General features: G+C 59.1%; 21 protein-coding genes. 5 read left to right on the forward strand and 16 right to left on the reverse strand.

Annotated elements, in window-relative coordinates; translation table 11 throughout:
- Positions 1–59 precede the first annotated feature (59 nt).
- The gene (locus ACMGFL_RS11610) at positions 60–1,166 is read right to left on the reverse strand and encodes a phosphotriesterase family protein (RefSeq protein WP_436935699.1); all 1,107 of its coding nucleotides are present in this window, start codon (positions 1,164–1,166) and stop codon (positions 60–62) included.
- A gap of 53 nt (positions 1,167–1,219) precedes the next feature.
- Positions 1,220–2,230, reverse strand: a complete 1,011-nt coding sequence (locus tag ACMGFL_RS11615) for a polymer-forming cytoskeletal protein (protein ID WP_436935700.1) — start codon at positions 2,228–2,230, stop codon at positions 1,220–1,222.
- A 194-nt stretch (positions 2,231–2,424) separates the two neighbouring features.
- Here ACMGFL_RS11615 and ACMGFL_RS11620 point away from each other — a divergent pair, with 194 nt between their 5' ends.
- From ACMGFL_RS11620 to ACMGFL_RS11630, 3 genes are all read left to right on the forward strand, one after another.
- Positions 2,425–3,972: an HVO_2922 family protein gene (locus ACMGFL_RS11620; protein WP_436935701.1), complete on the forward strand. Its 1,548-nt coding sequence runs from the start codon at positions 2,425–2,427 to the stop codon at positions 3,970–3,972.
- Between the two features lie 87 nt (positions 3,973–4,059).
- A complete protein-coding gene (locus ACMGFL_RS11625; RefSeq protein ID WP_436935702.1) occupies positions 4,060–4,725 on the forward strand; it encodes an endonuclease III domain-containing protein in 666 nt (221 codons plus the stop codon).
- 143 nt (positions 4,726–4,868) lie between these two features.
- Positions 4,869–5,180, forward strand: coding sequence for a HalOD1 output domain-containing protein (locus ACMGFL_RS11630; RefSeq protein WP_436935703.1), 312 nt, complete (start codon positions 4,869–4,871; stop codon positions 5,178–5,180).
- An 89-nt stretch (positions 5,181–5,269) separates the two neighbouring features.
- Here the strand turns inward: ACMGFL_RS11630 and ACMGFL_RS11635 are convergent, their stop codons facing one another.
- The 8 genes from ACMGFL_RS11635 to ACMGFL_RS11670 form a co-directional block, all read right to left on the reverse strand.
- Positions 5,270–5,986 carry a helix-turn-helix domain-containing protein gene (locus ACMGFL_RS11635; RefSeq protein WP_436935704.1) on the reverse strand — a complete coding sequence of 239 codons (717 nt, stop codon included), beginning with the start codon at positions 5,984–5,986 and terminating at the stop codon, positions 5,270–5,272.
- 203 nt (positions 5,987–6,189) lie between these two features.
- Complete coding sequence (locus ACMGFL_RS11640) at positions 6,190–6,612, reverse strand: universal stress protein (RefSeq protein WP_436935705.1); 423 nt, start codon at positions 6,610–6,612, stop codon at positions 6,190–6,192.
- Between the two features lie 90 nt (positions 6,613–6,702).
- Positions 6,703–7,398 (reverse strand): DUF2238 domain-containing protein, encoded by a 696-nt coding sequence (locus tag ACMGFL_RS11645; protein WP_436935706.1) that lies wholly within the window; start codon positions 7,396–7,398, stop codon positions 6,703–6,705.
- Between the two features lie 84 nt (positions 7,399–7,482).
- Complete coding sequence (locus ACMGFL_RS11650) at positions 7,483–8,112, reverse strand: metal-dependent hydrolase (protein ID WP_436935707.1); 630 nt, start codon at positions 8,110–8,112, stop codon at positions 7,483–7,485.
- A gap of 94 nt (positions 8,113–8,206) precedes the next feature.
- Positions 8,207–8,674 carry a pyridoxamine 5'-phosphate oxidase family protein gene (locus ACMGFL_RS11655; RefSeq protein ID WP_436935708.1) on the reverse strand — a complete coding sequence of 156 codons (468 nt, stop codon included), beginning with the start codon at positions 8,672–8,674 and terminating at the stop codon, positions 8,207–8,209.
- 78 nt (positions 8,675–8,752) lie between these two features.
- Positions 8,753–11,497, reverse strand: coding sequence for a cation-translocating P-type ATPase (locus ACMGFL_RS11660; protein WP_436935709.1), 2,745 nt, complete (start codon positions 11,495–11,497; stop codon positions 8,753–8,755).
- Positions 11,498–11,703: 206 nt separating this feature from the next.
- Positions 11,704–12,570, reverse strand: coding sequence for a sensor histidine kinase (locus tag ACMGFL_RS11665; RefSeq protein ID WP_436935710.1), 867 nt, complete (start codon positions 12,568–12,570; stop codon positions 11,704–11,706).
- A gap of 220 nt (positions 12,571–12,790) precedes the next feature.
- Positions 12,791–14,272, reverse strand: coding sequence for an ATPase domain-containing protein (locus ACMGFL_RS11670; RefSeq protein ID WP_436935711.1), 1,482 nt, complete (start codon positions 14,270–14,272; stop codon positions 12,791–12,793).
- Positions 14,273–14,348: 76 nt separating this feature from the next.
- Between ACMGFL_RS11670 and ACMGFL_RS11675 the strand changes: the two genes are divergently transcribed.
- Positions 14,349–15,830: a PAS domain-containing protein gene (locus ACMGFL_RS11675; RefSeq protein ID WP_436935712.1), complete on the forward strand. Its 1,482-nt coding sequence runs from the start codon at positions 14,349–14,351 to the stop codon at positions 15,828–15,830.
- A gap of 49 nt (positions 15,831–15,879) precedes the next feature.
- On the forward strand, positions 15,880–19,077 hold the full coding sequence (locus tag ACMGFL_RS11680; protein WP_436935713.1) for a PAS domain S-box protein: 3,198 nt from the start codon (positions 15,880–15,882) through the stop codon (positions 19,075–19,077).
- Here ACMGFL_RS11680 and ACMGFL_RS11685 read toward each other — a convergent pair whose 3' ends face one another.
- The 6 genes from ACMGFL_RS11685 to ACMGFL_RS11710 all read right to left on the reverse strand — a co-directional run bounded on the left by ACMGFL_RS11685 (position 19,078) and on the right by ACMGFL_RS11710 (position 23,677).
- A complete protein-coding gene (locus tag ACMGFL_RS11685) occupies positions 19,078–19,344 on the reverse strand; it encodes a DUF2798 domain-containing protein (RefSeq protein ID WP_436935714.1) in 267 nt (88 codons plus the stop codon).
- Positions 19,345–19,543: 199 nt separating this feature from the next.
- On the reverse strand, positions 19,544–20,131 hold the full coding sequence (locus tag ACMGFL_RS11690) for a winged helix-turn-helix transcriptional regulator (RefSeq protein WP_436935715.1): 588 nt from the start codon (positions 20,129–20,131) through the stop codon (positions 19,544–19,546).
- A 687-nt stretch (positions 20,132–20,818) separates the two neighbouring features.
- On the reverse strand, positions 20,819–21,346 hold the full coding sequence (locus tag ACMGFL_RS11695; protein WP_436935716.1) for a fibronectin type III domain-containing protein: 528 nt from the start codon (positions 21,344–21,346) through the stop codon (positions 20,819–20,821).
- Positions 21,346–22,389 carry a fibronectin type III domain-containing protein gene (locus ACMGFL_RS11700; protein ID WP_436935717.1) on the reverse strand — a complete coding sequence of 348 codons (1,044 nt, stop codon included), beginning with the start codon at positions 22,387–22,389 and terminating at the stop codon, positions 21,346–21,348. The genes ACMGFL_RS11695 and ACMGFL_RS11700 overlap by 1 nt, the downstream gene beginning before the upstream one ends.
- 3 nt (positions 22,390–22,392) lie before the next feature.
- Positions 22,393–22,797 (reverse strand): twin-arginine translocation signal domain-containing protein, encoded by a 405-nt coding sequence (locus ACMGFL_RS11705; protein ID WP_436936448.1) that lies wholly within the window; start codon positions 22,795–22,797, stop codon positions 22,393–22,395.
- An 85-nt stretch (positions 22,798–22,882) separates the two neighbouring features.
- Positions 22,883–23,677, reverse strand: coding sequence for a Cdc6/Cdc18 family protein (locus tag ACMGFL_RS11710; protein WP_436935718.1), 795 nt, complete (start codon positions 23,675–23,677; stop codon positions 22,883–22,885).
- Between the last annotated feature and the right edge of the window lie 68 nt (positions 23,678–23,745).

The following is a 23,745-nucleotide window of genomic DNA, read 5'->3' on the forward strand; positions in this document are numbered from 1 at the left end:
AAACCAACTTTCGGTTCAGCACGCGATCCCGAGCGCGTCCATTCTCGCCAGGCAGTGAATCACTCGCTCTCGACGAACTCGAGCGCGTCGCCCGGATTGTCTTCGAGGATCGTATCGATGGTCTCCCGTGAAATCCCCGCCTCGCGCAGCATCGGGACGATGTTTTCGAGGATGTGACCGTATCCGAAGCCGCCGTACTTCGTGAGTTGGTCCTTGAATGCGACGTCGTGTGAAAAGAGCAGGCTGTCGGCGTAGCCGTCGTCGACGAGCTCGCTGGCGGCTTCGATCCGGGCTGGGTCGGACGGCTTCTTGTCGTAGTGTGCCGTGTAGTACTTCTCGTTGCCCCACAGGTCGTACTCGACGAATGCGCCGCGGTCGGCCAACTCGCGCTGGTAGGTCAGCGATTCGGGTTTCAGCTCGTATCGGTCACGGTCCATGTGGCCCATGATGACCCGCGAGGGATCCAGCCCTTCGTTCTCCAGAATGTCGAGGATGTCGAGGCCCCAGCGAGAGGAGGGGTAGGTCTGGTCCTTGTTCCACACGCTCCCCCGGCCGGTGGGATGGATGGTGACGGGAGCACCGGTGCGGAGTGCGGCGCGAGCGCCAGCACGCAGTACCTTCTGTTCGTCAGGTTGGATCCCCTCGCTCACGCCGAGTTCGCCGATGATTCCGGCGCGAACGTCGGTGTCACCGATCCCCTCGCGCACGTCGCTGACGAACTCGTCTGCGAGTTCGTCGACCGAGGACTCGCTGACGCGGGCGGGGTGGGCTGGCTTCGTGTAAAACGCCGTGCCGTGCACGACGTTGACGCCAGTCTGACGGCTGACTCGCCTGACTCGTCTGGGGTCGCCGCCGACGTTTTTCGGCGTCACGTCGACGACCGTTCCGCCGCCAAGCGACGCGAAGCGTTCGATCTCTGCGCAGGCTTCGTCGTAGGATTCGAGTCTCGCGTTGTCCTTGATGCTGAGTTGATTCTGCCGAACGTATCGGTAGTTTTCGAGCGACAGCGACTCCCGTGCTGTCTTCCGGTCACAGACCGATTCGGGCGGTTCGAACCACGTCTCCACGAGGTCGATAAAGAGGTGCTCGTGAGGAAGCGTAACCCCGACGTCGTCCGGTTCGATCTGTCCGGTAACGGTCACAACCTGTCCCGTATCGTCACTCATACGTGCGCATATCCGCTGCTAGTATTAAGCGTTGGGTCGGTCCGGAGGATCGTCTAATTGCTTTGCATTCCGGTCGTTTTCCCCGATTCCGTCTCCGCCGTGTCCGTCTCGTTTGCGTCGTCCGGGGCGCTCGCGTCCACGTCGTCCGTTTCGTTCACGTCTGCGTCGTCTGTGTCACTGATATCCTCCCGATTCTCGTCTCGGGAGTCGTACTGATACGGGACGACATTCTCGTTTACCATCGTCGTCTCCTCGCTCGCGCGGATCGCACCCTCGATGTCTGCGTCCTGGTGGACCTCGACGAACTCGCCGGAGACGTCGCCGCGAACCGTCACGTCTGGGCCGATCCGGACGGTTCCCTTCCGGGTGGTGACGTTGCCAGTGACCTCGCTGTTCGCACCGAGCGTGATGCCGTCTTTCGCCCGCAGACTGCCGAAGATTTCGTTGTCGCGGCCGACGACCAGCGACTCTGCGCGGATGTTCCCGTGCAGTCGACAGTCAGAGCCAATTCGTCCCGGCGCAGAGACCCGCCAGGCGTCGTCACTGACGTGGCTGTTGCGCGGGATGACGACGGGTTCGGCCTCGCGTTCGTCTTCGAGCAACTCCGTGAGCATCGATTCGGCCTTCTCATCTTCGCCGAGACGGAGCAACTGCGAGAGGTAGATAAACAGAAAGACGAGCGTCGGCGTCGGATTCCGGATGACGATCCAGCCGTTTGCCTCGAAGCCGTCCTCGATGTCGACGTCGTCACCGATATCCAGATCCCCAGCGACGCGCAACTCCCCACCCACGTGGACGCGCTCACCGATGTAGGCGTCCTCGCCGACGAGCACGGTGTCGGCGACGTCACACCACATGTCGAGACGGCAATCACCCTCTGCCTCGATATGCCCCCCGAAAGAGACACGCTCGCCCGCGATTACGGTTCCGCCACGCACGCCGAACTCGACCGTGCTTTGTCCGCCGACGATGACGTCACGATCTGTCACCAGGTCGTGTTCCTCGACGTGTGTCCCATCGGGGATGACGAGTTCTTCGAGCGGGTCTGAGCGAAACGCTTGCACACGTACCTAGGGGTTATCGTCCATATTAAAGCCCGTTGACGTGTCTGACGCGCGTCTGACGGAGGCAAGACAGTTGGCCGAGGTGATCACGACTGGTTTCCTCTGCCGAGGTTTCCATCGAGTCCTGTCGCGAACCCTTCATCGTCGAAACGGGCACTGGGTATTATATGTAAAGCAGATGAATAAGATAGTATATGACACAGGAACAGCCCAACCCGCTAGTAGACTGGTACGACACGAGAATTGGCACTTCGTCGACAGAAGACGAGGCCTACGGATACTGGGTATTTTTGCTCGGTGTCGTGGCAGGGTTCATCGGAATCGTCCTGGTGATGATGAGCGACGTCGAATCCTTCGAGCGAGGAGCAGGCGCAGCGATCGCTGGAATTGCCCTGCTGCTGTTGTTGATCGGACCGGTCATTCGATTGCCGCTGAAGCGGGGGGCGACGCTACTCTCGTATCTCGGCGGCGTGATGTGTCTGCTCGCAATCGCGTGGTTCGTCGTCGCGTACCCCGACAACTTCGGGGCCGCATTCGACGGGTCCGAGGTCGAAATCATCGGCCTCTACGGACTCGGCGTGCTGATCATCGCGCTCGGAGGCGCGATCACGCCGCTCGTGACTAGCCCGCGTGAGGAGCAAGAGGCCGCTGAGTCGCGCGCAGCAGCGGCCGAAAGCCAGCGTGACGCCGCGATCGCCGAAGCCGAACAGCGAGGGCGAGAAGCCGCCGAGAAAGAAGCCGAACGGGCAGCACTGGAAGTGGACCTCCAGCGGATCGAAGACAGCCAGTCGCAGTTCGAGCTCTACGAGGACAAGGCCGGTAAGTACCGCTGGCGACTCCGACACCGAAACAGGAACGTCATCGCCGACAGCGCACAGGGGTACAGCAGCCGACAGAAGGCCCAGCAAGGCCTCAGTGCAGTAAAGCGAGACGCGTTCGGCGCGAGCGTCGTCGACCTAGAGAAGACTGCGGTCGACATCGAGACGACCGACGAGGCAGTCGAGGGCGCTGACGCACCCGACTTTGTCCCCGAAGTGGAGAGTCAGGCCACCATCGAGACCTACGAGGACGCAGGGGGCAAACACCGCTGGCGGCTTCGACACGACAACGGAGAGATCATCGCAGACAGCGGCGAGGGCTACGCCTCCCGCAGTGGCCGCGACGGGGCCGTCGAGCGCGTTCGCCAGTACGTCCAGCCCGCGGATTATCTGCGCATCGACCCGGCCGCGTTCGAGTTGTACGAGGACGCCGCGGGCGAGTACCGCTGGCGACTCCTCCACGAGAACGGCAACATCATCGCCGACAGCGGTCAGGGGTACGCGAGTCGACAGAAGGCAAAGCAGGGACTCGAAAGCGTCAAGCGAAACGTCGACGAGGGCGGCAACGCCGACTTCGAGGTCTACGAGGACAACGCAGGCGAGTATCGCTGGCGACTCGTGCACCGGAACGGCAACATCATCGCCGACGGCGGCGAGGGCTACGCCTCCGAGCGGGGCGCAAACGACGCCGTCAAGCGCGTCACCGAGTACGCACCCGAGGCTCACTCGCTCGACATCGGAAGCGCGGCCTTCGAAATCTACGAGGACGCGGAGGGCAAGTGGCGCTGGCGACTCCGCCACCGCAACGGGAACGTCCTCGCTGACAGCGGGCAGGGCTACGCCGAGCGTACCGGCGCCGAAGACGGTCTCAACAGCGTCAAGCAGAACGCGCCCAACGCGGACACCGAAGCAGTCGAGGAGTGAGAGTAGCGGTCTGTCGGCCGTTTTCCGGGCAGTTTGTGTCTCACGGTTTCCGGGCGTTTACAGAGTCTCGGCCCGTATCAGACTCGTATGGAGGAACGGATTCGGGAGATACACGACGCGCTCGTCGACGAGTACGGCACGCCGGACCCGCCTCGTGACATCCCGCCTGTCGATTCGCTCATCCACACGATTCTCTCACAGAACACCAGCGACGAGAACAGAGACGCCGCGTGGGACGACCTGGTCTCCGAATTCGGCTCGGACTACGCGGCCATCGAGAACGCCGACCAGGACGCCCTCGCGGAGACGATCAGGACCGCGGGGCTTGGCAATCAGAAGGCCGCCCGCATTCAGGACGCACTCCGCACCGTGCGCGAGCACGAAGGCGAGTACTCGATGGCATTCATCGAGGAGATGGACGTCGAGGAGGCGCTCGCGTGGCTGACGAACATCAAGGGAATCGGCCCGAAGACGGCCGGAATTATCCTGCTCTTCCGGTTCGACAAGCCGTACTTTCCCGTCGACACGCACTGCGAGCGTGTCGCAAAGCGCTTCGAGTTGATTCCCGAAGACGCCTCCTACGAACAGGCCCACGAACTGCTGACCGAGCGCGTCCCCGACGACATCCACTACTCGTTTCACCGACTGCTCATCGATCACGGACGAGCGTACTGTTCGGCGCGAAACCCCCGATGTTCGGAGTCGCCGGTCTGTCGGGAGTACTGCCAGTGTGAGGTCTGTGTGGATGGGTGACCGCGCAGCTCTGGGGCAGACGTATCGGAGCAGCGAGGGGCTTGTGTCAGCCAGACGATAGCCATCGAAGTCCGAGAACGGCCTCGAAACATAGGTGGGTGACCTAAGTGACGACAGACACTAGTGGGATGAAGGGAGAAAAGATGGTTCGACGAGACGAATCCAGTGGGAGCTCAGACACGGACACGATCACGTACCGCACGACAGACGACGAGCCGTCGGCGGAGAGCGTGCTCGGAGCCGTTTCCGATGTGACTGGAACGGATCCGACAAACATGGATCCGCTGTACGATGTGGTCGATCCGGACGCGCTCGATGAGCTATTCGGCCGAGACACAGACCGAGATCAGCAGTCCCCGCTCGACTACGTGGTGTTTCACTTCGAGGGGTGTGCGGTGACAGTTCACGCTGACCGTCGGATAGAGATAACGCCCACAGAGAGCGCTCATCCGTGAACTGAGACTCGGATGAGATCTGCGCTTCCCCTCTCGGCTATTGCAAAGCCGACGCTCCGGTTTCACGCCTCTCCAGACATGGACTATCGTCAGTCCGTGTCGTCGGGCCAGTCTGACGGCGGTCCCTCGAAGAGCGCGGCGAGTAGCCTGCGCTCGGCGCTGTGGATGTGTTCTGAGAACGTCGCTGACGCGATACCGAGCTGGTCTGCGACTTCCTCTCCGGTGACGGTTCGCGGCCAGTCGTAGTATCCCGCGTCGAAGGCCGCCTCCAGCACTTCCCGCTGTCTGTCAGTGAGTTTGGTCTGAAGCACCTGCGAGACCCCCGACGAGGTAAACAGCGGAGTGAGGCTCTCTGTTTCCTGTTTGGAGGCGAGCCGAGCGTTCGGATGAGCGTCGAGAAAGTCCTCGATGACCGTCGCTGGCTCGTGCGGAGCGGGGATTTCGACGAGGATGCGCCCCCGTCCGTCAGCGCCCGCTACCTCCCGGGGAAGCGCACCCCGTTTGGCGAGATGAACTGCGGGACAGCCCTCCGAAACGACGAACTCGAAGAGCCCGCCAGACTCGTATCCGTTGAGCAGACACACGGAGACCTCGTCGTAGTTGGATTCGATCTCGACAATCTGTGACGGCTCGGCACCCGTCACGTTGAAAAATTCCGCATACTGGCCGTCCCCGCGTGGGATCAACTTGGCCAGTTCGAACCTGCAGTCTTTCATCTCCGACACGGCGACAAACGGATGACTGGAATCGTGGAGCCGGAATTCGGCCTCCACTACGGACGGGATGTCGGGGGAGGCTTCGGACATATTCTTGCTACTTGGCTCCAGAATATGAGTCTTGTGGACAAATGGCATATATCGAACGAGTTGTTCATTATTTTGGCGATAGCGAACGGGATTAACTTCAGTAACTCTGTTATGACGGATGTGGGAATTGATCTGCGGCCAAGTATCACTCGAATGGCTATCGGCTGGACTGCTGGCAGCGCCAGCGAAAGCGGACTCGAGAGCTACGTGGCAACCAGAACTGCTCGCCCCGCATTTTGCACGACTCGATCGGTGACACTTCCGATCTGGTCTGTTTCCGTGTGATCCTGTCCCTGATAGCCCAAGACGATCAGGTCGGCATCGACCTCGTCGGCGTAGTTGATGATCTCGACTGACGGCTTTCCGTGACAGCACCGCTTGGTGACGTCGACGTCGAGTCCTTTGGCTCGTTCGACAATCTCCGCGAGTTGCTGATTGCCCCAGTCTTCGATCGCGTGGGTCTGCAGTTCCATGCTGCTCAACGCCGGTTCGGAGTACCGGTCGGTGTCGACGACGAAAACTGCGTGCAACTGTGCGCCGTGCTGTTCGGCCTGTTCGAGCGCGTGTGTGACTGCACGGTTCGCGGCGGCACTCCCATCGGTCGCTACCAGAATCGAGTCGTACATGCGTAGTAGTAGCTCACAGATCAGTTTCAACGCAACGGTAATTCTCATCGGGTGAAAGTAGTTGGCGTGCGAAAATCACTCGCGCGCGGATCAACGATCCGGTTCGTGACGCTGTGAGATCACACCAAGTGAGAGCGCCATCAGCACCGAACCGACGGTGACCACCCCGCCGGTCCAGGTCAGTGCTGACTGTGTGATCTGCGGAAAGTCCTCAGCCAATACGACGAACAGTCGAACGTCCGCGACGACGACCACAATCGCCCCGAGAACGTCGAACACGAGGTCGAAGGCGGTGTCCCGCCAGCCGTAGTGAACCAGCACTGGTTCGATGTCGTAGCGCTCACCGACGGCACGCGCGACGAGTTCGATCAGTTCCCAGAAGACACCGATAGCGAAGGTGTAGGCGACTGTCAGGACAGCGATAGTCGTCGTGGGAACTGTTCCGTCGGCAGCGACGATGAGCGCGGCGTACACCAGCGCCGCAATAAGCATCGCAGAGACGGTGTGGGTGAGATGGTCCCACCACCAGACCGACTCGTAGAACCCCAGCATTCCGAGCGAATGCAACAGTCCGGCGACCGCGACCAGGAGAGGGAGTTCAGGTGAGAACGCCGTCTCGGTCACGGGCGAGTAGCCCCCGCCGAGCACCACCGCGAGCAACGCGAGAACGAGCGAGAGGAACGTGTTCACCGCTGCGGCGACGTTCCGGCGGCGAGCTGCGACAAACAGCAACAGACAGAGCGATCCCAGAAGCCCCGCGAGGAGGGCGATCAGCGCGGCGTTCATTCGTATGTGAAATCCCTGTCGAGCCTCATGATTCTTTGGCGTCGACGGAAGGCACGCCGAGAACGGAAGGTGTCGGTCTAACCGCTACCGGGCCGAGTCAGAATGGTAGCGGTCGGGGATCTGCGTGAGCAGTGAATCGGGAACGACCGGCGAGAGGTGGTCGTCGATCAGCGTCTCGACGATGTCGGGCAAGGTTCGTCTGATGACAGCGTACACCGTCCCGACGAGGAGGCTGGCCACGACGACGATCCGCAGGAGACCAGTGAGTGCGAGGAGCAGCGGGACAGCAAGAGACACCGAGAGGAGCAGATCACCCGGCGACCCGTCGTAGCGCACCCAGCGGCGTGGCGCAAGCCATCGACGGCGATAGTGGTCGTACACCGCACGGTCTGAGGTCCCCTCCCAGGGGCGCAGTTCGAGGCCACCACCGAACACGTCGGTGACACAGTGAGCGGCCGCAGCGAGAAAGAAGAGGGCCGCCCCGACCGTCACGAGCCCCGGAACCGAGACGGCAAACACCAGCGCACCAGCCGCGAGCGCCGAGTAGTACACTGGGTAGTGAAGCGACTTTCGATGCCCCGAGTACATGTCCAGGTCGGGGAACATCCCCCCGATCAGCCCCGCGAGGAGTGCGACACCGCCGAACTCCGGGACCACGGCCCCGAACGCGAGGCCGAGGACCATCCCCCCGAGGGCGTGGGTCGGTAACATCATGGACTAGTGTTACGAACTCGGACGTGTTGAACATGTCGGCGACAGTCGTTCGAGAATACCTCTGCCGGAGCAACGCGCTCGCGACCGCTCACTGTCACTCGTCTGCGTTCGGATCTGGCGAGGGAGTCGCCTCCTTTCGGCCAGTAAGTTCGTCCGGAACAAGCCGATAGAACTCGAAGGTGATCTCCCGCGTCGGGCGGTCGAAGATGTCGAACAGCGGGATGTGGGTCTGTTCGAGTCCCTGTAGCGTCTCGGTCGCGATCGGTTTGTCGGTCGTCGCTTCTAACTGACCGCTGGCGACGACGCTGTGCCACCTGTCGTCCGTTCGCCGGTGTGTCACGAACGAGACGGGCCGTCCCGCGAGGTCACCTTTCTCGCTGTCTGCGTCGACTGACAGCCGAAAGTAAAACGTCCCCGCAGTCGCGTCGTAGCCATACGAGACCGGCACCGAGTGTGGTGGCTCATCCGCGGCAGTGGTAAACGAGATGACGCCGGTTCCGCCGTCGCCCAGAAATTCGTCCCGTTCCGTCTCGTCCATGCTGATTCGGTCTTCATCTGTCATACCCTAGAGTAAGTCGCCCACGATGAAAAGTGCGCCCCCCGTTCTGGGGGAGCGGTTCGCACTGGCTGTGAACGGCGGTCACCCACGGAGCGCGTTTTCGATCCGAGTTCCGAGGCGGGGCGTACCGAACCGCCGTCGGAACTCCCGTTCGCCCTGACCCAGCACGAGCGGTAGCAGGCTCATCCCGAACACTACCGCCCATCCGTCGAGACCAATTGGCGCAGTGCTCAGCGCCAGCGAGATGCCGGGCAGATAGACCGCACCGAACAGGATCAGCGTCGAAAGCCCGAGCGCTCCCCAGACGTAGAGATTCTCGGTAACTTCGTTGACGAGGATACCCGAGGTGATCTCCCGCACGTTGAACACGTGCCAGAGTTGCGCGAAGGCTAACGTGAGAAACGAGATAGTGACGGCTTCGTCGGTCTCCATGCCGCCAGCGTACATCCCGCCGCCGATCACGAACGCGCCGACCGTCGCAATCGCAATCAGCCCGCCATACAATCCGAGTTCAGCCCAGTGCGTTCGCGTCATGATCGGTTCTGCAGGGTCCCTCGGCGGCCGATCCATGATGTCTTCGCTCCCACCACAGGCCCCGAGTGCAAACGCCGGAAAGATGTCGGTCACGACGTTGAGAAAGAGGATCTGCAGCGGAAGCAGGGGGAGGGGAAATCCCAACAGCGCGGCGATGAGTATCGTCAGCAGTTCGCTGAGGTTACACGACATGAGATACAGCACGAACTTGCGGATGTTGCTGAAGATGATCCGCCCCTCCCTGATGGCGTGATAGATGCTCTCGAAGTTGTCGTCCTGCAGGATCATATCCGAAGCCTCGCGGGCGATCTGTGTGCCGCGTTGGCCCATCGCGACGCCGATGTCCGCGCGTTTCAGCGCCGGTGCGTCGTTGACGCCGTCGCCGGTCATCGCGACGATAGAGCCAGCGCTCTGGTGGAGGTCGATCAGGTCGAGTTTGTTCTCGGGGCTCACGCGAGCAAAGATGGGTGCGTTGACGAATCTGTCCCGGTCTGACTGTGATAGCCGCTCGGGGTCGTCGAGTTGGTCGCCCTCGATAGCCTCGGCGTCGTCCGTTTCGACCAGCCCCACGCTCTGTGCGATGTTTTTCGCCGTTCCCGCGTGGTCGCCAGTGACCATGACGACCCGCATCCCCGCGTCCTGAAATCCCTGAATGGTCGACCTGATCTCCTCCCGTGGCGGGTCGATCAAGCCGACAAGTCCCAGCAACGTCAGGTCCTCGTATGGCTGCTCGGCGGTTTCGTCTACCTCTTTCCGGGCCAGTGCAAGCACACGCAGTCCCTCCTCGGCCATCTGCTCGCTTTTCTGGACCCACTCGGCTCGCTCGTCGGCCGACAGCGGTTCCGTTCCGTCGTCCGTCAGCAACCGAGTCGCGGAGTCGATGACTGCCTCCGGCGCACCTTTCACCGCGACCACGTACTGCCCGTCTCCCTCGTGGTAGGTCGCCATCATCTTGACCGCCGGGTCGAAGGCAACTTCCCTGACTTCCTGACGGGATTCGAGCAGTTCGTCCCGGTCGATCCCACCTTTCAGCCCAGCGGTCAGGAGTGCGACCTCCATCGGGTCGCCCGTCACCGTCGTCTCGCCGTCCGTTTCGCTCACAGAGGCGTTGTTGCAGAGTACGCCCACTTCGAGCGCCGCCCGCATGACAGGGCTCCGTGGCTCGTCTGAGTCGTGGCCGCCGTGTCGGAACTGCCCGGTGGTGTCGAGTCCAGTTCCGGACACCTCGACCGAGCCGTTCGCCAGTTCGTACACCGCCGCAGTCATCTTGTTCTCCGTGAGCGTCCCGGTCTTGTCCGTGCAGATGACAGTCGTCGAACCGAGCGTCTCGACGGAACCGAGGTTCGTGATGAGCACGTTGCGGTCGGCCATCCGCCACATCCCTCTGGCCAGAACGAGCGTGGCGACGATGGGAAGCCCCTCCGGGACGGTCGCAATCGTCAGTGCGATTGCCGTCTCGACCATCAAAAAGAGGTCCTGCCCTCGGAGCCAGCCAGAGACTAGAACGATTGTCGCTACGACGAGCAGGAAGGGGACCAGCGTCTGTCCCAAATCGTCGAGTTTCTTCTGGAGCGGCGTCTTCTCGTCGACCGACTCCTGCAGCGACGCCGAAATCTGCCCGAGTTCCGTGTCCGGCCCCGTCGAGACGACGACTGCCTCGACGGTGCCGCGGGTCAGGTACGTCCCCTTGTAGAGCATGTTCTCCCGCTCTGCGAGGGGGATATCTTCGGGAAGTCGCTCACTCGTTTTCCCGGCGGGGACGGACTCGCCGGTGAGCGCCGACTCGTCGACCTGCAGTCGCGACGACTCGACGATCCGCAGGTCGGCTGGAACGATGTCGCCAGCACCGAGGATGACGATATCGCCCGGAACCAACTCCGCGGCGGGGATCGCTTTGTCCTCGCCAGACCGCCGGACGCGCGTGTGGATCTCCGTTATCTCTTCGAGGCTCTCCATCGAACTGACCGCGCGCATCTCGGTGACGAAGCCGATGGCCCCGTTGATCGCAAGCACGGCGATGATCGCGACTGCCTCGATAGTATCCCCGAGCAGGAACGCCCCGATAGCTGCGACGACCAGCAACAGGACGATGAAGCTAGTGAACTGGTCGACGAGGATTTCGTGCCAGCGTCGCCCCTCTGCTTCGTGGAGTTCGTTCGGACCAAACCGGTCCCGCCTTCGCGTGACCTCCTCCGCAGTCAACCCCTCCTCTATCGACACCTCCGTCCACTCCAGCACCTCGGCCGCTGTCTGTGCCCACGCTGGCTGACTGTCTTGTCCATCTCGTTGCATCATTCTGAAGCGATTGCACTCGTACCCAGTTCGTTCGAGACCGAGGTACCTCCGTCAGCCGTCCGTTTTCACTCGGACGTGACCACCCGATCGAACTGGAACGCTAGTGCACAGTCACATCCCAGGATAATAGTAGTACGCGTGATTCGTGTTTGCTGCGAATCGGCAAGCGGCCGCTGCGCAATCGAGGGAACCGACACGGAGGGTCAGTCGTGTCGCTGGACGCCGGTAATCTCGAACCAGGCTCCCGCTTCGCTGTGATCTCTGACACTGACGTCCCACCCATGTGCCTCGGAGATCTGTCGCACGATATCCAGTCCGAGTCCAGTCCCGTCCGAGGCAGTCGAATAGCCTGCGTCGAAGACGTGCTCGCGTGCCTCCTCCGAAATACCGGGGCCATCGTCCGCGACGAAAAAGCCATTCTCTGTGTCTCCGACGCTCACCGTGACAGCCGAACCGCCGTGTTCGACGGCGTTTCGATACAGGTTTCCGAGCAGTTGCTCCACGCGCGCTCTATCGGCCTCGATGACGCGGTCGGTGCCGACCGAGAGCGTGGCATCTGCTGTGGCGACTGTCTGCCAGGCTGATTCGGCTGCCTCCTCCATGTCGACCGGTGCTGTGGCTGCGATGAGATCGCCCTCGCGTGCGAGCGCCAGCAGGTTCTCGATGAGACGCCGCATCTGGTCAATTGCCTGCTGACAGCGCTCGAAGTCCGCTGTGTTGCCCGTTTCGTTCGCTAGCTCCAGTGAACCCTCCATCGTATTGAGCGGGTTCCGGAGGTCGTGGCTGACAATACTCGCGAAGTCTTCTAACCGCTGGTTTGTCTGCTGCAGTTGTCGCTCACTGTAATGGGTCAACACGTAGATGAGGCCTGCGGTCAGCAGTACCTCGATAGCCCCCTTCAGCGCCTGTACCTGCGCCAGCAGCTGCGCCGAAAGATACCGCGGGAGCAATAGATCAGACACGAAAAGCGCACCGAACCCAAACACTGCATAGATACCGGCGATTCGCATCGGTGACAGCTCTGGGTTCAAATCGCCGAATGTGTCGGTGTTCGTGGCCTGGTGTTGCATAATTGTATGATATGTGTTACCGAGGCATGAATACATTTCCCCCGAAGCGCATCCACGCCCGCTCTGAGATGTGAGCAGAAATTGCGGGTCGCTCTATCCGACGTGTGAGACGAACACATCCAGCGTCCGCTCCGGATCGCTCATACTGCTGGCTGTACCATTTTGAACGAATTCGCCACCTCGGGTGGCGAATATCTGTACGAACGTACAGCCAGCAGTATCAGGACGAATCCGTCGAGTCTGTGCCGGACTGCTGGTCTATCATCTCTGGCGTGCCGCTCAAGAGTCCACGCATCCCGGTGAGTGGTTCACCGACTTTGATCCCGTGACCGGTGATCTCGTACTCCCGAAGCGTCCGCTCGAAGTCGCTCGTGCGCTTTTTCAACACGCCGATTGCTTTCCGGAGTTCCCCGTTTATTTCCAGATGGCGGAGGAAGACGATGTTGTCGGCCAGATAGCTGATGTTCTCCTGGGTCGCGTTGAACTGTCCGGTGATGTTTTTCGTCTCGTCGACGAGGATCGTCGTCACGCCCATGTTGTTGAGATATCGGCCCAGCGCGTGCATTCGTTCGAGCATCGTGTCGTTCTCACCGCGGAGGGTCAGTCGGTATCCCGCAATCCCGTCGACCATGACGATCTCTGTGCCGTTTTCTTCCACCTCTGTCCGAACCATCCGCCCGAACTCCTGTGGCGAGCGTTCCAGCGCGTCGACCTCCTGGATCTGTAGCGTCCCCCGTTCGAGCATGTCGTCGACGGGGATGTTGACGGCTCTCGACCGGTTCAGGAAGGTCTTCGCGTTCTCCTCGAACAGGTAGATCACGGACCGCTCCCCACGCCCTGCAGCCTCTTTCATGAACTGCGTTCCGAGCGTCGTCTTCCCGACCCCGGTCGGGCCACTGATGATGCTGACTGTGCCCCGCGAGAGGCCGCCGTTCAGCAGTTCGTCAATCTCGGGCACGCCAGCGGAGATGTGTTCGGCCGAAAAGTCACCCTCGTGTTGACTTGGGTCCAGTGCCGGGTAGACCTCGAGGCCGCTGTCGGTGATCCGGTACGCGTGCTCGCCGCTCTGGGTCGACGACCCTCGGAATTTGGGGACACGGATCGTCTGTCCGTAGGCGGCGTCCCCGAGCAGAATCGTGCCGTCGGTGATGAACTCGATGTCGTCCGTCGGTCGGTCTTCGGTGTCCTGCACGGTAAAGAGAACCGTCGCGCCTTGCTGTTTGAGAAACCGCATGAACCCGACGATCTGTTTCCGGAACTGATAGTCCCCGGAGGTGAGATAGCGAAACTGCGTCAGCGGGTCGACTACCACCCGATCTGGGTCGACTTCGGTGACCGTTTCGACTATCTCGTCGGTGAGCGGGCCCTGTTCGACTTCAGATGCATCGAAGACATCGTAGGACTGATCTTCGACGAACACGTCCGCAGTCGGACTCAGATCGAGAAACTCGATTGCGTCGGTGTCGAACCCGAGCGCAGCAGCGTTCGCCTTCAGATCGTCGAGATCTTCCTCTAGATTGATAAACAGAGCCGTTTCGTCCGCTCTAACCCCCTCCTGCAGCACGTGCAACCCGAGGATCGTCTTTCCGCTGCCTGCTCGTCCCCTGAGCATGTAGCTCCGCTCCGGAATCAGGCCGCCCCGTAGAATTTCGTTCAATCCATCAATCCCAGTCGAAAGTCGATCGGACAGCGCCTGTGACATGGCTTGTCCGTGTTTGCGTGGCGATCCATATAAAAGAACCTTACAACTAAGAGGCAACACACCGAACGGAGAGAGTGTGTCTTCGGATTCGTCCCGGAACCGTCCAGAGACGGACGCCGCTGACAGCATCACCGTCGGTGACGTGCCACGAGTGCTGCTGTTCATGGACGCCGGGCGGAACCGAGACCTGCTGCTAGAGACGCTGGGCGAGCGATACGAGGTTCGGACCACGACCGACGTAAAGACGCTCGAAACCGGGTTCGACTGCTGTGTCTTCGACCAGAATCAGTTCAACAGAGTTGCGGGCACCGTCCAATCGAAGCGCGACACGTCGGATCCAGTCTTCTTGCCGTTCGTCCTGCTCGTTGGAGAGGATACCACCGACAGCGCAATCAGGGACGCACGGGAGTACGTCGACGACGTCATCGAACTGCCGACGAAGAAGGCCGACCTGCTCTCGCGGATCAGCAACCTCGTCGAGCGACGGCGAACCGCTGCCGAACTTGCCGAGCGCGAAGCGCAACTCGAACAGACGGTCGCAGACCTCGAACTGAAAGAGCGAGCGATGGACGAGGCGCCCGTCGGCATCACGATCACCGACCCGGACCGCGAGGACAACCCGATGATCTACGCCAACAGCCGGTTCGAGACGCTCACTGGACACAGCGACGTGATCGGGGAGAACTGTCGGTTCCTGCAGGGCGAGGAAACCGACCCCGAGACGCGTGCGACGATACGCGAGGCAGTCGACGAGTGTCGCCCGGTCTCGGTCGACATTCTGAATTACCGGAAAAACGGGCAGAAGTTCTGGAACCGATTGGACATCGCTCCCGTCCACGACGAGGAGGGCACAGTCACGAGCTTCGTCGGCTTCCAGATGGAGATCACCGAGCGAAAGATCCGAGAACGCCGTCTGGAGGTGCTCAAGCGCGTTCTCAGTCACAACCTCCGGAACAAGATGAACGTGATCGAGGGGCACGTCTCCTTGCTCAAGCGAGAGTACGAGAAGGAGCCGCCGGAGTCACTCACAAAAATCGAGTCCGCGGCGGCGGATCTTATTGGGCTTGCAGACTCTGTTCGGCGGATCGAACAGGCGTTTCCAGACAACGAGTCGACTGAGCCACTCGAACTGACCGAACGACTGGAACAGCTCATCAGTGCGTTCAAAGACCGGTTCCCGGATACCGAGATCAATCTGACGTACTCTGACGCGGATACGTACTACATCGACGTTCCCGGGTTCATCGCTGCCATCGAGGAGGCTGTCGAAAACGCAGTCCGTCACAACGACAGCCTCGAACCGGCGGTCGAGATACGCGTCAACGGTCGTGGTGCGGACTGGATCGATGTCGAAATCGAAGACAACGGCCCGGGGATCCCCGATCAGGAACTGAGTGTGCTCCGAACCGGGGAAACGTCGTTGCATCACGCCGACCGCCTCGGAATCTGGTTCATGTACTGGGTCGTCAGCCGCGTCGGCGGCGAGTTCTCGGTGACCGAGTCGGAACCGCGTGGCACCACGGTTCGTCTCTCTGTCCCGCGACACACAGAGGAATAACCTCACTCTGCCAGAAGCCCTATTCCGTTGCTACCCCTACAGTACTGCGATGAGTGACCCGATTCGGGTTCTCCACGTCGACGACGACCCGGCGTTTCGGGATATGACGGCCACGTTTCTTCGGCAGGAGCGTGACCAGTTCGAACTGGTCGAGGCGAGCCGAGGCGCTGACGCGCGGGATCGATTGCGGGAGATGGGTGGTGAAATCGACTGTATCGTCAGCGACTATTCTCTCCCCGATATGAACGGGGTCGAACTGCTCGAAGCCATCCGAGACGAGTACGCTGATCTCCCATTCATTTTGTTCACGGGCAAAGGGAGTGAGGCGGTTGCACGGGACGCGCTCCGTGCCGGGGCGACCGACTACCTGCAAAAGCAAAGTGGAACACAGCAGTACGACCTGCTCGCAAATCGGATACGAAATGCTATCGAGCAGGAGCGCACAGAGCAGGAACTAGAGGCTAGCCGTCAGCGGCTTGACCTGTTCGTCGAGCAGTCACCCTTCGGCGTAATTCGCTGGGACGAGGCGTTCAACTTCGCCCGCCTGAACGACGCCGCCGAGGAGATTCTCGGCTACGAGGAGAGCGAACTGCTCGGGCAATCGTGGGAGGCAATCGTCCCGGAATCGGACCGCACTGCAGTCGGCGATATCGTGGGAGACCTACTCGAAGACGGGGGCGGCTATCACAGTATCAACGAGAACGTCCGCAAGGACGGTGAGCGAATCATCTGCGAGTGGCACAACCGAGTCGTGACCGACGAGGACGGAACCGTCGTCGGCATCTTCTCGCAGTTTCAAAACGTGACCGAACGGGAGGAGCGCCAGCGCCGATTCGAGGCCGTGTTCAACAACGCGCACACGTTTTCGGGACTGCTCGAACCCGACGGAACAGTCGTTGAGGTAAACGAGACCGCCCTCTCCTTTGGCGCACTGGACCGCGAGGACGTGGTCGGCAGACCGCTCTGGGAAACGTACTGGTTCCACTCCAACGAAGCCCGTGAGACCGCCCGCGAGGCCGTCGAACAGGCCAGCGCCGGTGACCTCTACCGGAAAAACGTCCGAGTTCGAGGAGCGGACGGCGAGGCGGTGATCGATTTTTCCGTCCGACCCGTGACCGACGAACACGGTGAGGTGACACTGCTCGTTCCCGAGGGACGGAATATCACCGAGCAGGAGCGCCAGCGCGGACAACTCGAAGAGACGACGGCCCGGATCGAAGCGCTCTACGAGAACTCGCCCGACCTTATCGACGTCCTCGACACCGAGGGGCGACTGCTCGACGTGAACGACCGGTTCTGTACGGAACTCGGCTACGAGAAAGCGGAGATCATCGGGACGCCAATCTGGGAACTCGATCGATCGGTCGATGCTGCGGATGTCGACCAAATTCTCAGTGACTTCGAGACGAACGAACGCCGGAAGTTCGAGGGGGAGTACGAGCGAAGCGATGGGTCGACGTTCCCCGTCGAGGTGCATCTCCTGCGGCTAGACCTGGAGGGCGAGGACCGGTTCATGGCGATCAGCCGTGACATCACCGAGCGAAAAGAGCAGGAACGCAAGCGCGAACAGATCATCTCACGCGTCACCGACGCCATCGTCGAGGTCGATTCCGACTGGGATTTTACCCTCCTCAACGACCAGGCCGAAACGCTGTACGACATGCGAGAGGAGGATCTGCTGGGTCGAAATTTCTGGGACGTGTTCTCACAGGCCCGAGGCACGCGGTTCGAAGACGAGTATCGGGCGGTGATGGAGACCCGGGAACCGACCTCCCTGGTGGAGTACTACCCCGGCCTCGATGGATGGTTCGACATTCAGGTCTATCCAACTGACGAGGGCGGTGTGGCCTTCTACTTCCAGGAGATAACCGAGCGCCAGCGCCAGCAACGGCGGTTCGAGGCCGTGTTCAACAACACGTATCAGTCCACCGGATTCCTCGACCCAGACGGGACGGTGCTCGAGGTCAACGATGCGGCACTCTCGTTCGGTGGTCTCGACCGTGAGGAGGTCGTCGGACAGCCGTTCTGGGAGACCGACTGGTTTCAGTCCAGCGAGGCCCGGGAGACGGCCAGAGCGGGCATCGAACAGGCACGACAGGGTGAGATGTTCCGCGACGAAGTTCAGGTGCAGGGTGCCGACCGCGAAGCGGTGATCGACTTTTCGGTTCGGCCGGTCACGAACGAGCAAGGCGAGGTGACATCACTGATTCCGGAAGGCCGCGACATCACCGCGCGGAAAGCGCGCGAACGGGACCTCGCAGCGAGCGAGGCCCGATATCGGGCGCTGGCGGAGCACTTCCCGAACGGAGCAGTGTTTCTGTTCGACGAGGATCTCCGGTATCAGATCGTCTCGGGAACCGGGTTCGACCCGATCGATATCTCACCCGAGGACCTGATCGGAAACACGATTTACGAGATTGACCAGTACTCCCGGGAGACGATCGAGATGCTCGAACCGGTCATGGAAGCGACGCTGGCCGGAAACGAAGAGACGACGGAGCTATCCTACGAAGGCCGCACCTACAGGCTGCGGTCGGTCCCAATCCGTGACGACGAGGGCGAGGTGATATCCGGCCTCTACATCACGCAGGACATCACCGAACAGCGCGAGCGCGAAGCGGAGATTAAGCGCCAGAACGAACGACTAGAGCAGTTCGCAAGCGTCGTCAGCCACGACCTCCGAAACCCCCTGAACATGGTCGAGGGGCGTCTGCAACTGGCCAAACAGGAGTGTGAGAGTGAGGAACTCACGAAGGCCGAGACCGCACTCGATCGGTGTCAGACACTCGTCGACGACCTGCTGACGCTTGCCCGTGAGGGACAGAGTGTCGCTGAAACGGAAACATTCAGCGTCTCGGAGGTACTCAAACGGAGTTGGGCCGTCGTCGCAACGAACGAGGCGACGCTACACGTCGACACTGACCAGCGCATCGTGGCCGACCGGAGCCGAGTGCGGCAACTCCTCGAAAATCTCGTCCGGAACGCGGTCGATCACGGCGGTGACAGTGTGACAGTCACGGTCGGAGCCCTCGAAGACGGGTTCTACGTCGCTGACGACGGTCCCGGCATCCCCGAAGAGATCCGAGACGAGGTGTTCGAATCGTCGTACTCGACGGTTCCGGACAACACCGGCTTCGGTCTCGCGATCGTCAAGGAGATCGTCGACGCACACGGCTGGGATATCACCGTCGAGACGAGTGACGCAGGCGGCGCACGGTTCGAGATAACCGGTGTCGACACCGCCTGATCACGTGCTATCTGGTGTATCCTGACGCGTTTGTTCGTCTGGCAGTGGGAGACGGTCGACGAGGCCGTTCACGACCGGGAAAAACACGACCGCAGCAGGCCACGCGACGACAAACGCAATCGCGGCCGTCCGCAGCCAATCGCCCACGAACCCCGGACCGACGCCGTCGAACAGCGCTCGCAGGGCCAGCGCGATGGTGAGACTCATGAACAGCGCCATCAAGCCAGCCGTTGCCACGGTCCGACCGAACTGTGGCTGTGCTACCATGGCACCACCCTCTGTCTTACGGTGAGAGAGTGGTTTCGGGGTTCGTTCCAGTTCGAACTGATATCGTCGTGTAGATGACTTTCGAACATTACGGTTAGACAAACGGGATGAGAAACTAATGCGGTTTTCACTAGAAATGCAAACTTTCAGGAGTGTGAATTAGAAATACAAATCGCTCAGATAGACCGCTTCGAGCCGCTCAGACACCCTCTTTGAGCTGATTCAACTGGTCTTTGAACTGACGGTGGCACGTGGCACAGCAGAAATGGTACATCTGGTCGTCGATCCACTCGGATTCGCCCTCGCTATCGACAGTGTTCCCGCACTCCGCACAGGTGAGCGCAAACTCCGTCCCGTCGAGTGACGGCTGCCACTCGATCTCGTCGAGAAGCGTCACGCTGTATTCTGGGTTTTCGGCTGGCTCCAGCAGGCCACGAAGCCACGGGTGAACGTTGTGCACCGCTGCCCGTGCGTTGAACCACAGTTCCCCGTCGGCGGTGACCATCACGTGTTCGACCGCGTCGGACTCGTCGAGACGAGCCCGGAGCCGATCGAAGGAATCGCCGGGGTCGAGTTGGACGAAAATCTGCGCGCCAGCGCCGAGCTGTGTCCGGTCGATATCGACGGTGAATCGGTTGATGACCCCCGCGTCCTGTAGCCGGTCGATGCGGTCAGCGACGGCGGGCCCTGACAGGTCCACTTCCTCGGCGATGTCGGTAATCGTCCGGCGAGCATCGTGACTGAGAAGCCGCAGAATGTCGATGTCAGTCTCGTCGAGGGATGCCATATCCGCACTAGAAAGCGGTCTGGCAAATAAGACCGGGTGGAATGTCCGGCGCGTCAGTCTCGCACGTCGACACGGGACGCGGCGCGACGAGACGCGCCGCTCGCAATCAGTCTCCGAGAAGAGCCTAGGCCGGAATTTGAATCCGATGCCAGACATGCTCACTCCGTTGCGCGTGTCTGCCGTAATTCAAATTCCGTGTTCGGCGTTTCACGCGCTCCGTACCCGTCGCTGACGCTCCGGGTTTGTCGCTTGGAAAAGCCTAGGCCGGAATTTGAATCCGGGGTCTCGTCCTTACCAAGACGTTGACATGTTCCGTGGCCTGGAAACGGCGTTTTGTCCGTCGTCAGGCAACAGGTTTTCTCAGTGGTTTCTGGGTCACGGTTGTGTCTTGGAGTTTCCTGTTTTTTCCGGTGTTGGCCGGTCTCTTCGCCACCTTAGTATTATCGTGCATCCCCTTGAAACACCGGGCAAGCAGTCTATCGGCCTGAGAGATAATACTAATCTGTTGTGATTCAAATATTCTCCAAACGGGCCTTATTTTTCCCTTTTTCTCTCAGCACTTAGCAATTGTTCCAGTGTTTCTCAACACTCACCGAGACTTTCGACATCAGACTAATCTCATTTATTAGACACTAAAGAAATATTATTCCATCATGCTTTAATCTGGAAACCACCAATCACTACACCTCAGGACTGTTTGGTTTCGATGCCGTGCACTGTCCCGTCCTTTTCTGCTCTGAGTGGCTCACCACTCTTTGCGACTGGTCGCAACGCACCAACAGTCCCATCGGATAATTCGACCCGAAGCCACGTCTCACTCACTGTGTCTGTCGAATAGACGGGGACATCGAGCGTTGTGCCTGCCTTATCGATCCGTGCCGTCCCAATCTGATTGAGCGTCTGGATTGTCCCAGACTGCGACGATGTTGCTGTCGCGTGGTCTGTGTTGCGCTCGATCCGATACTGATACGACTCTCCAGCAGTCACCGAGGAGTCATCGTAACTCGTCGTGCTTGGAGCGAGTCCTGTTATGACATCCGACCACGTTGCTCCGCCGTCTGACGACCGTTCCACGTCGATCCCACCGTCTGATGAGTCGTCGTTGTTCGTCCACGAGAGCGAGATACTACCAGATGCGTACGAGGCAGTGACATCTGATGCAGATGGAAGAACCGTCGTCGCATTAACTTCCGCAGAGAGGTCTGATTCAGCCATCAGTCGTGACTACTCACCCTGTAGTAGTATTTCTCGCCGTCTTCGAGGCCCGCGTCTGTGTATGGCGGTGATGATACGTCAGCGACTTGCGTGTAGTCTCCTTTTGTGGACCCGTTCGATTCGGCGCGATAGACGTAGTAACCTGAAGCATTCGTGCCTGATGTGTCCCAATCAAGTGTCAGTTTATCTTCTGTTGAAGCGTCTGTGATTTGGAGGTTTGTGGGTGGAGATAGAGCAATCTCCCAGTCGAATTTGATGCGGTAGTATAGTTCTTCGCTACCCTCAAAGTAGCGGTGGTCAAATTCATTTTGTTGATTTGGTTGTAGACCACTAAGAGATGTCCACGATGATGTTTCTCCGTCATAGAGTGTGCCATTAACACTTGCAGAAACATCCCCCTGTACTTCTGGATTTTTTGTATGTGCAGTATAATCATCGTATCCGACAGCAGTTACTTCTATCTCAAAGTTGTTAAACTGAAAATCCGAATCTGGTTCAACTCGGTAATGCATTCTATCGTCAAAGTCGCCAGCGATAGGTGCATTTTCAGGTGTTAGTCCGTTAGCATAGTGATATAGACTACCATCTGTTTCAAATGTTTCTGTTTCTATACTATCCGACGACCCGCCTGACCAGAAAAAGTGAGTTCCCGAAACACTACCACTCCCAGTATAGTCAACAGACGCACTCACGTCCCAGTGGTCAAAATAAGAAACATCAGGCATCCCCTTCCCCCTTTCAGTGTCTACTGATTCGTAGCCTCCTGCGGAAATTGTGTCTGGCCCGTATCCCTCACCAGTATATGAATTAGTATATGTTTCTGTCTTTTGAGCGTCAGAACCTTGCCACTGAATCTGAACATTAGAAATGACAATTTCTGTGTTGCTACCCACCATATCTTTGGGAGTGTGGTAAGTGCTGTCGTACTCTTGAGCGAAATTCCAACTTGATGTATAGGTGTTTACCATGATTTTATCTTGTTTCTTTGATGCGGTCAGTTTCTGCAGACATGAGATACCAGCGGTTGTAACGTTGTGCCCCACCCATCACAGGTCACTCCGTATCCAAAGATTACCGTCTGTGTTGCTATCGTCAGTTACTTCGGGGATGTTCAGTGAAGTGTCTGCACTGATTGAGTCTGCCTTTAGTGTTCCATCTGGGCTTACTGAGAAGTTGGGGTTGTTTTGGTCGTTTCCGAAGTACTGTAAAGGGTTTGAGGTTCTGATGTTGAATGCTGATGCAGAAGGCAGCATCGCTAACACTCCGAATCCTGCAGCTCCGAGACCTGTTTTCTTTAGGAATTCTCTTCGGGAAATGTCGTCAGAAGTTTCTTCTTCAGTAACTGTTTTCTGTTTGATGGCTTCTTCTTTGACTTTTTCTTCAAGCCGTTCCTCGACTTTCTGTTCAATTATTTCCTCAATATCTTCCTCTTGAATATTTTGGTCTGCGATTGACTGACACCTCTCCTTCGTCTATGATACGGTTTTTGTCTATTTCTTTTTACATTTTTTGACGACGAATATTTGCTGTGTCTGATTACAGGTGTTCAAGCTTTACTTTGCCGGTATTTTCCTGATCTGCTCGTCTTCCTGCTCTTAGCAGGGTTTCTATTGCTTGTCTGCAGTCTCCGCTGTTTTCGGCTACTGTTTCTGCGATCTCTTTGATTACTTTTTCTGGTGCTGTTCCGGGTCTGAATGCTTGTTCTACTCGTTTTTTGAGGATGTTTTTGAGTTGGTCTTGGTTGTAGGGCTGGAATTGGAGTGTTTGGCAGTTTAACCGGCTTCTGCTTCTGGGGTCGAGTTTGAGTTTGGATGGGTGGTGGTTGGAGACCATGATGATGCCGACTTGGTTTTCGGCTTCTTCGTTGAGTGTTTGGAGGTCGTAGATGATTTCTGTGCGTTGGTCTAGTTGGTCGAATTCGTCTAGTGCGAGTGCGACGTTGCGTTTCTTGTCCAGCCATTCCCTGATTTTGGAGAGGAGTTCGTCGACCGGTTTTCCTTTTCGGGGTGCCGGGTATCCGAGTTCGATTAGTAGCTGGGTTAGTAGTGAGGATCGTGTGTTGTACTTCCAGCAGTTGATGTAGATTGACCGGGCTGAGGTCTCGTTTTCTAACTGGTTGAATACGTGTTTGACGCAGGTGGTTTTGCCTACGCCTGCTGGGCCGTGTACTAACAGGTTTTCCGGTTGTTTTCTTTGTGTAAGCGGTCTGACTGCGTTGGCGATTCTTTCAATCTTGTTGTCTCGTCCGATCGGTTTTTCCGGTTGGTAACCGGTGTTTAGATAGGTTTCAGACCTGAGTACGCCTTTCGAAGCTTTCGACTTGTCGAACACTGGATTCTCCCCCCCTCGTGGAACTATTTGTGTTGGTGTTGTTTGATTGCCGTTCCCACTGACCGTGT

This window comes from Halovenus marina, assembly GCF_051414115.1.
In the GTDB taxonomy this organism is placed as follows: Archaea; Halobacteriota; Halobacteria; order Halobacteriales; family Haloarculaceae; genus Halovenus; species Halovenus marina.

Coding starts and splice junctions, on each gene's coding strand:
- ACMGFL_RS11620 (WP_436935701.1), top strand. CDS start 2,425: ATGACACAGGAACAGCCCAACCCGCTAGTAGACTGGTACGACACGAGA.
- ACMGFL_RS11645 (WP_436935706.1), bottom strand. CDS start 7,398: ATGAACGCCGCGCTGATCGCCCTCCTCGCGGGGCTTCTGGGATCGCTC.
- ACMGFL_RS11630 (WP_436935703.1), top strand. CDS start 4,869: ATGGTTCGACGAGACGAATCCAGTGGGAGCTCAGACACGGACACGATC.
- ACMGFL_RS11665 (WP_436935710.1), bottom strand. CDS start 12,570: ATGCAACACCAGGCCACGAACACCGACACATTCGGCGATTTGAACCCA.
- ACMGFL_RS11670 (WP_436935711.1), bottom strand. CDS start 14,272: ATGTCACAGGCGCTGTCCGATCGACTTTCGACTGGGATTGATGGATTG.
- ACMGFL_RS11695 (WP_436935716.1), bottom strand. CDS start 21,346: ATGGCTGAATCAGACCTCTCTGCGGAAGTTAATGCGACGACGGTTCTT.
- ACMGFL_RS11650 (WP_436935707.1), bottom strand. CDS start 8,112: ATGATGTTACCGACCCACGCCCTCGGGGGGATGGTCCTCGGCCTCGCG.
- ACMGFL_RS11690 (WP_436935715.1), bottom strand. CDS start 20,131: ATGGCATCCCTCGACGAGACTGACATCGACATTCTGCGGCTTCTCAGT.
- ACMGFL_RS11625 (WP_436935702.1), top strand. CDS start 4,060: ATGGAGGAACGGATTCGGGAGATACACGACGCGCTCGTCGACGAGTAC.
- ACMGFL_RS11635 (WP_436935704.1), bottom strand. CDS start 5,986: ATGTCCGAAGCCTCCCCCGACATCCCGTCCGTAGTGGAGGCCGAATTC.
- ACMGFL_RS11640 (WP_436935705.1), bottom strand. CDS start 6,612: ATGTACGACTCGATTCTGGTAGCGACCGATGGGAGTGCCGCCGCGAAC.
- ACMGFL_RS11655 (WP_436935708.1), bottom strand. CDS start 8,674: ATGACAGATGAAGACCGAATCAGCATGGACGAGACGGAACGGGACGAA.
- ACMGFL_RS11685 (WP_436935714.1), bottom strand. CDS start 19,344: ATGGTAGCACAGCCACAGTTCGGTCGGACCGTGGCAACGGCTGGCTTG.
- ACMGFL_RS11610 (WP_436935699.1), bottom strand. CDS start 1,166: ATGAGTGACGATACGGGACAGGTTGTGACCGTTACCGGACAGATCGAA.
- ACMGFL_RS11660 (WP_436935709.1), bottom strand. CDS start 11,497: ATGCAACGAGATGGACAAGACAGTCAGCCAGCGTGGGCACAGACAGCG.
- ACMGFL_RS11680 (WP_436935713.1), top strand. CDS start 15,880: ATGAGTGACCCGATTCGGGTTCTCCACGTCGACGACGACCCGGCGTTT.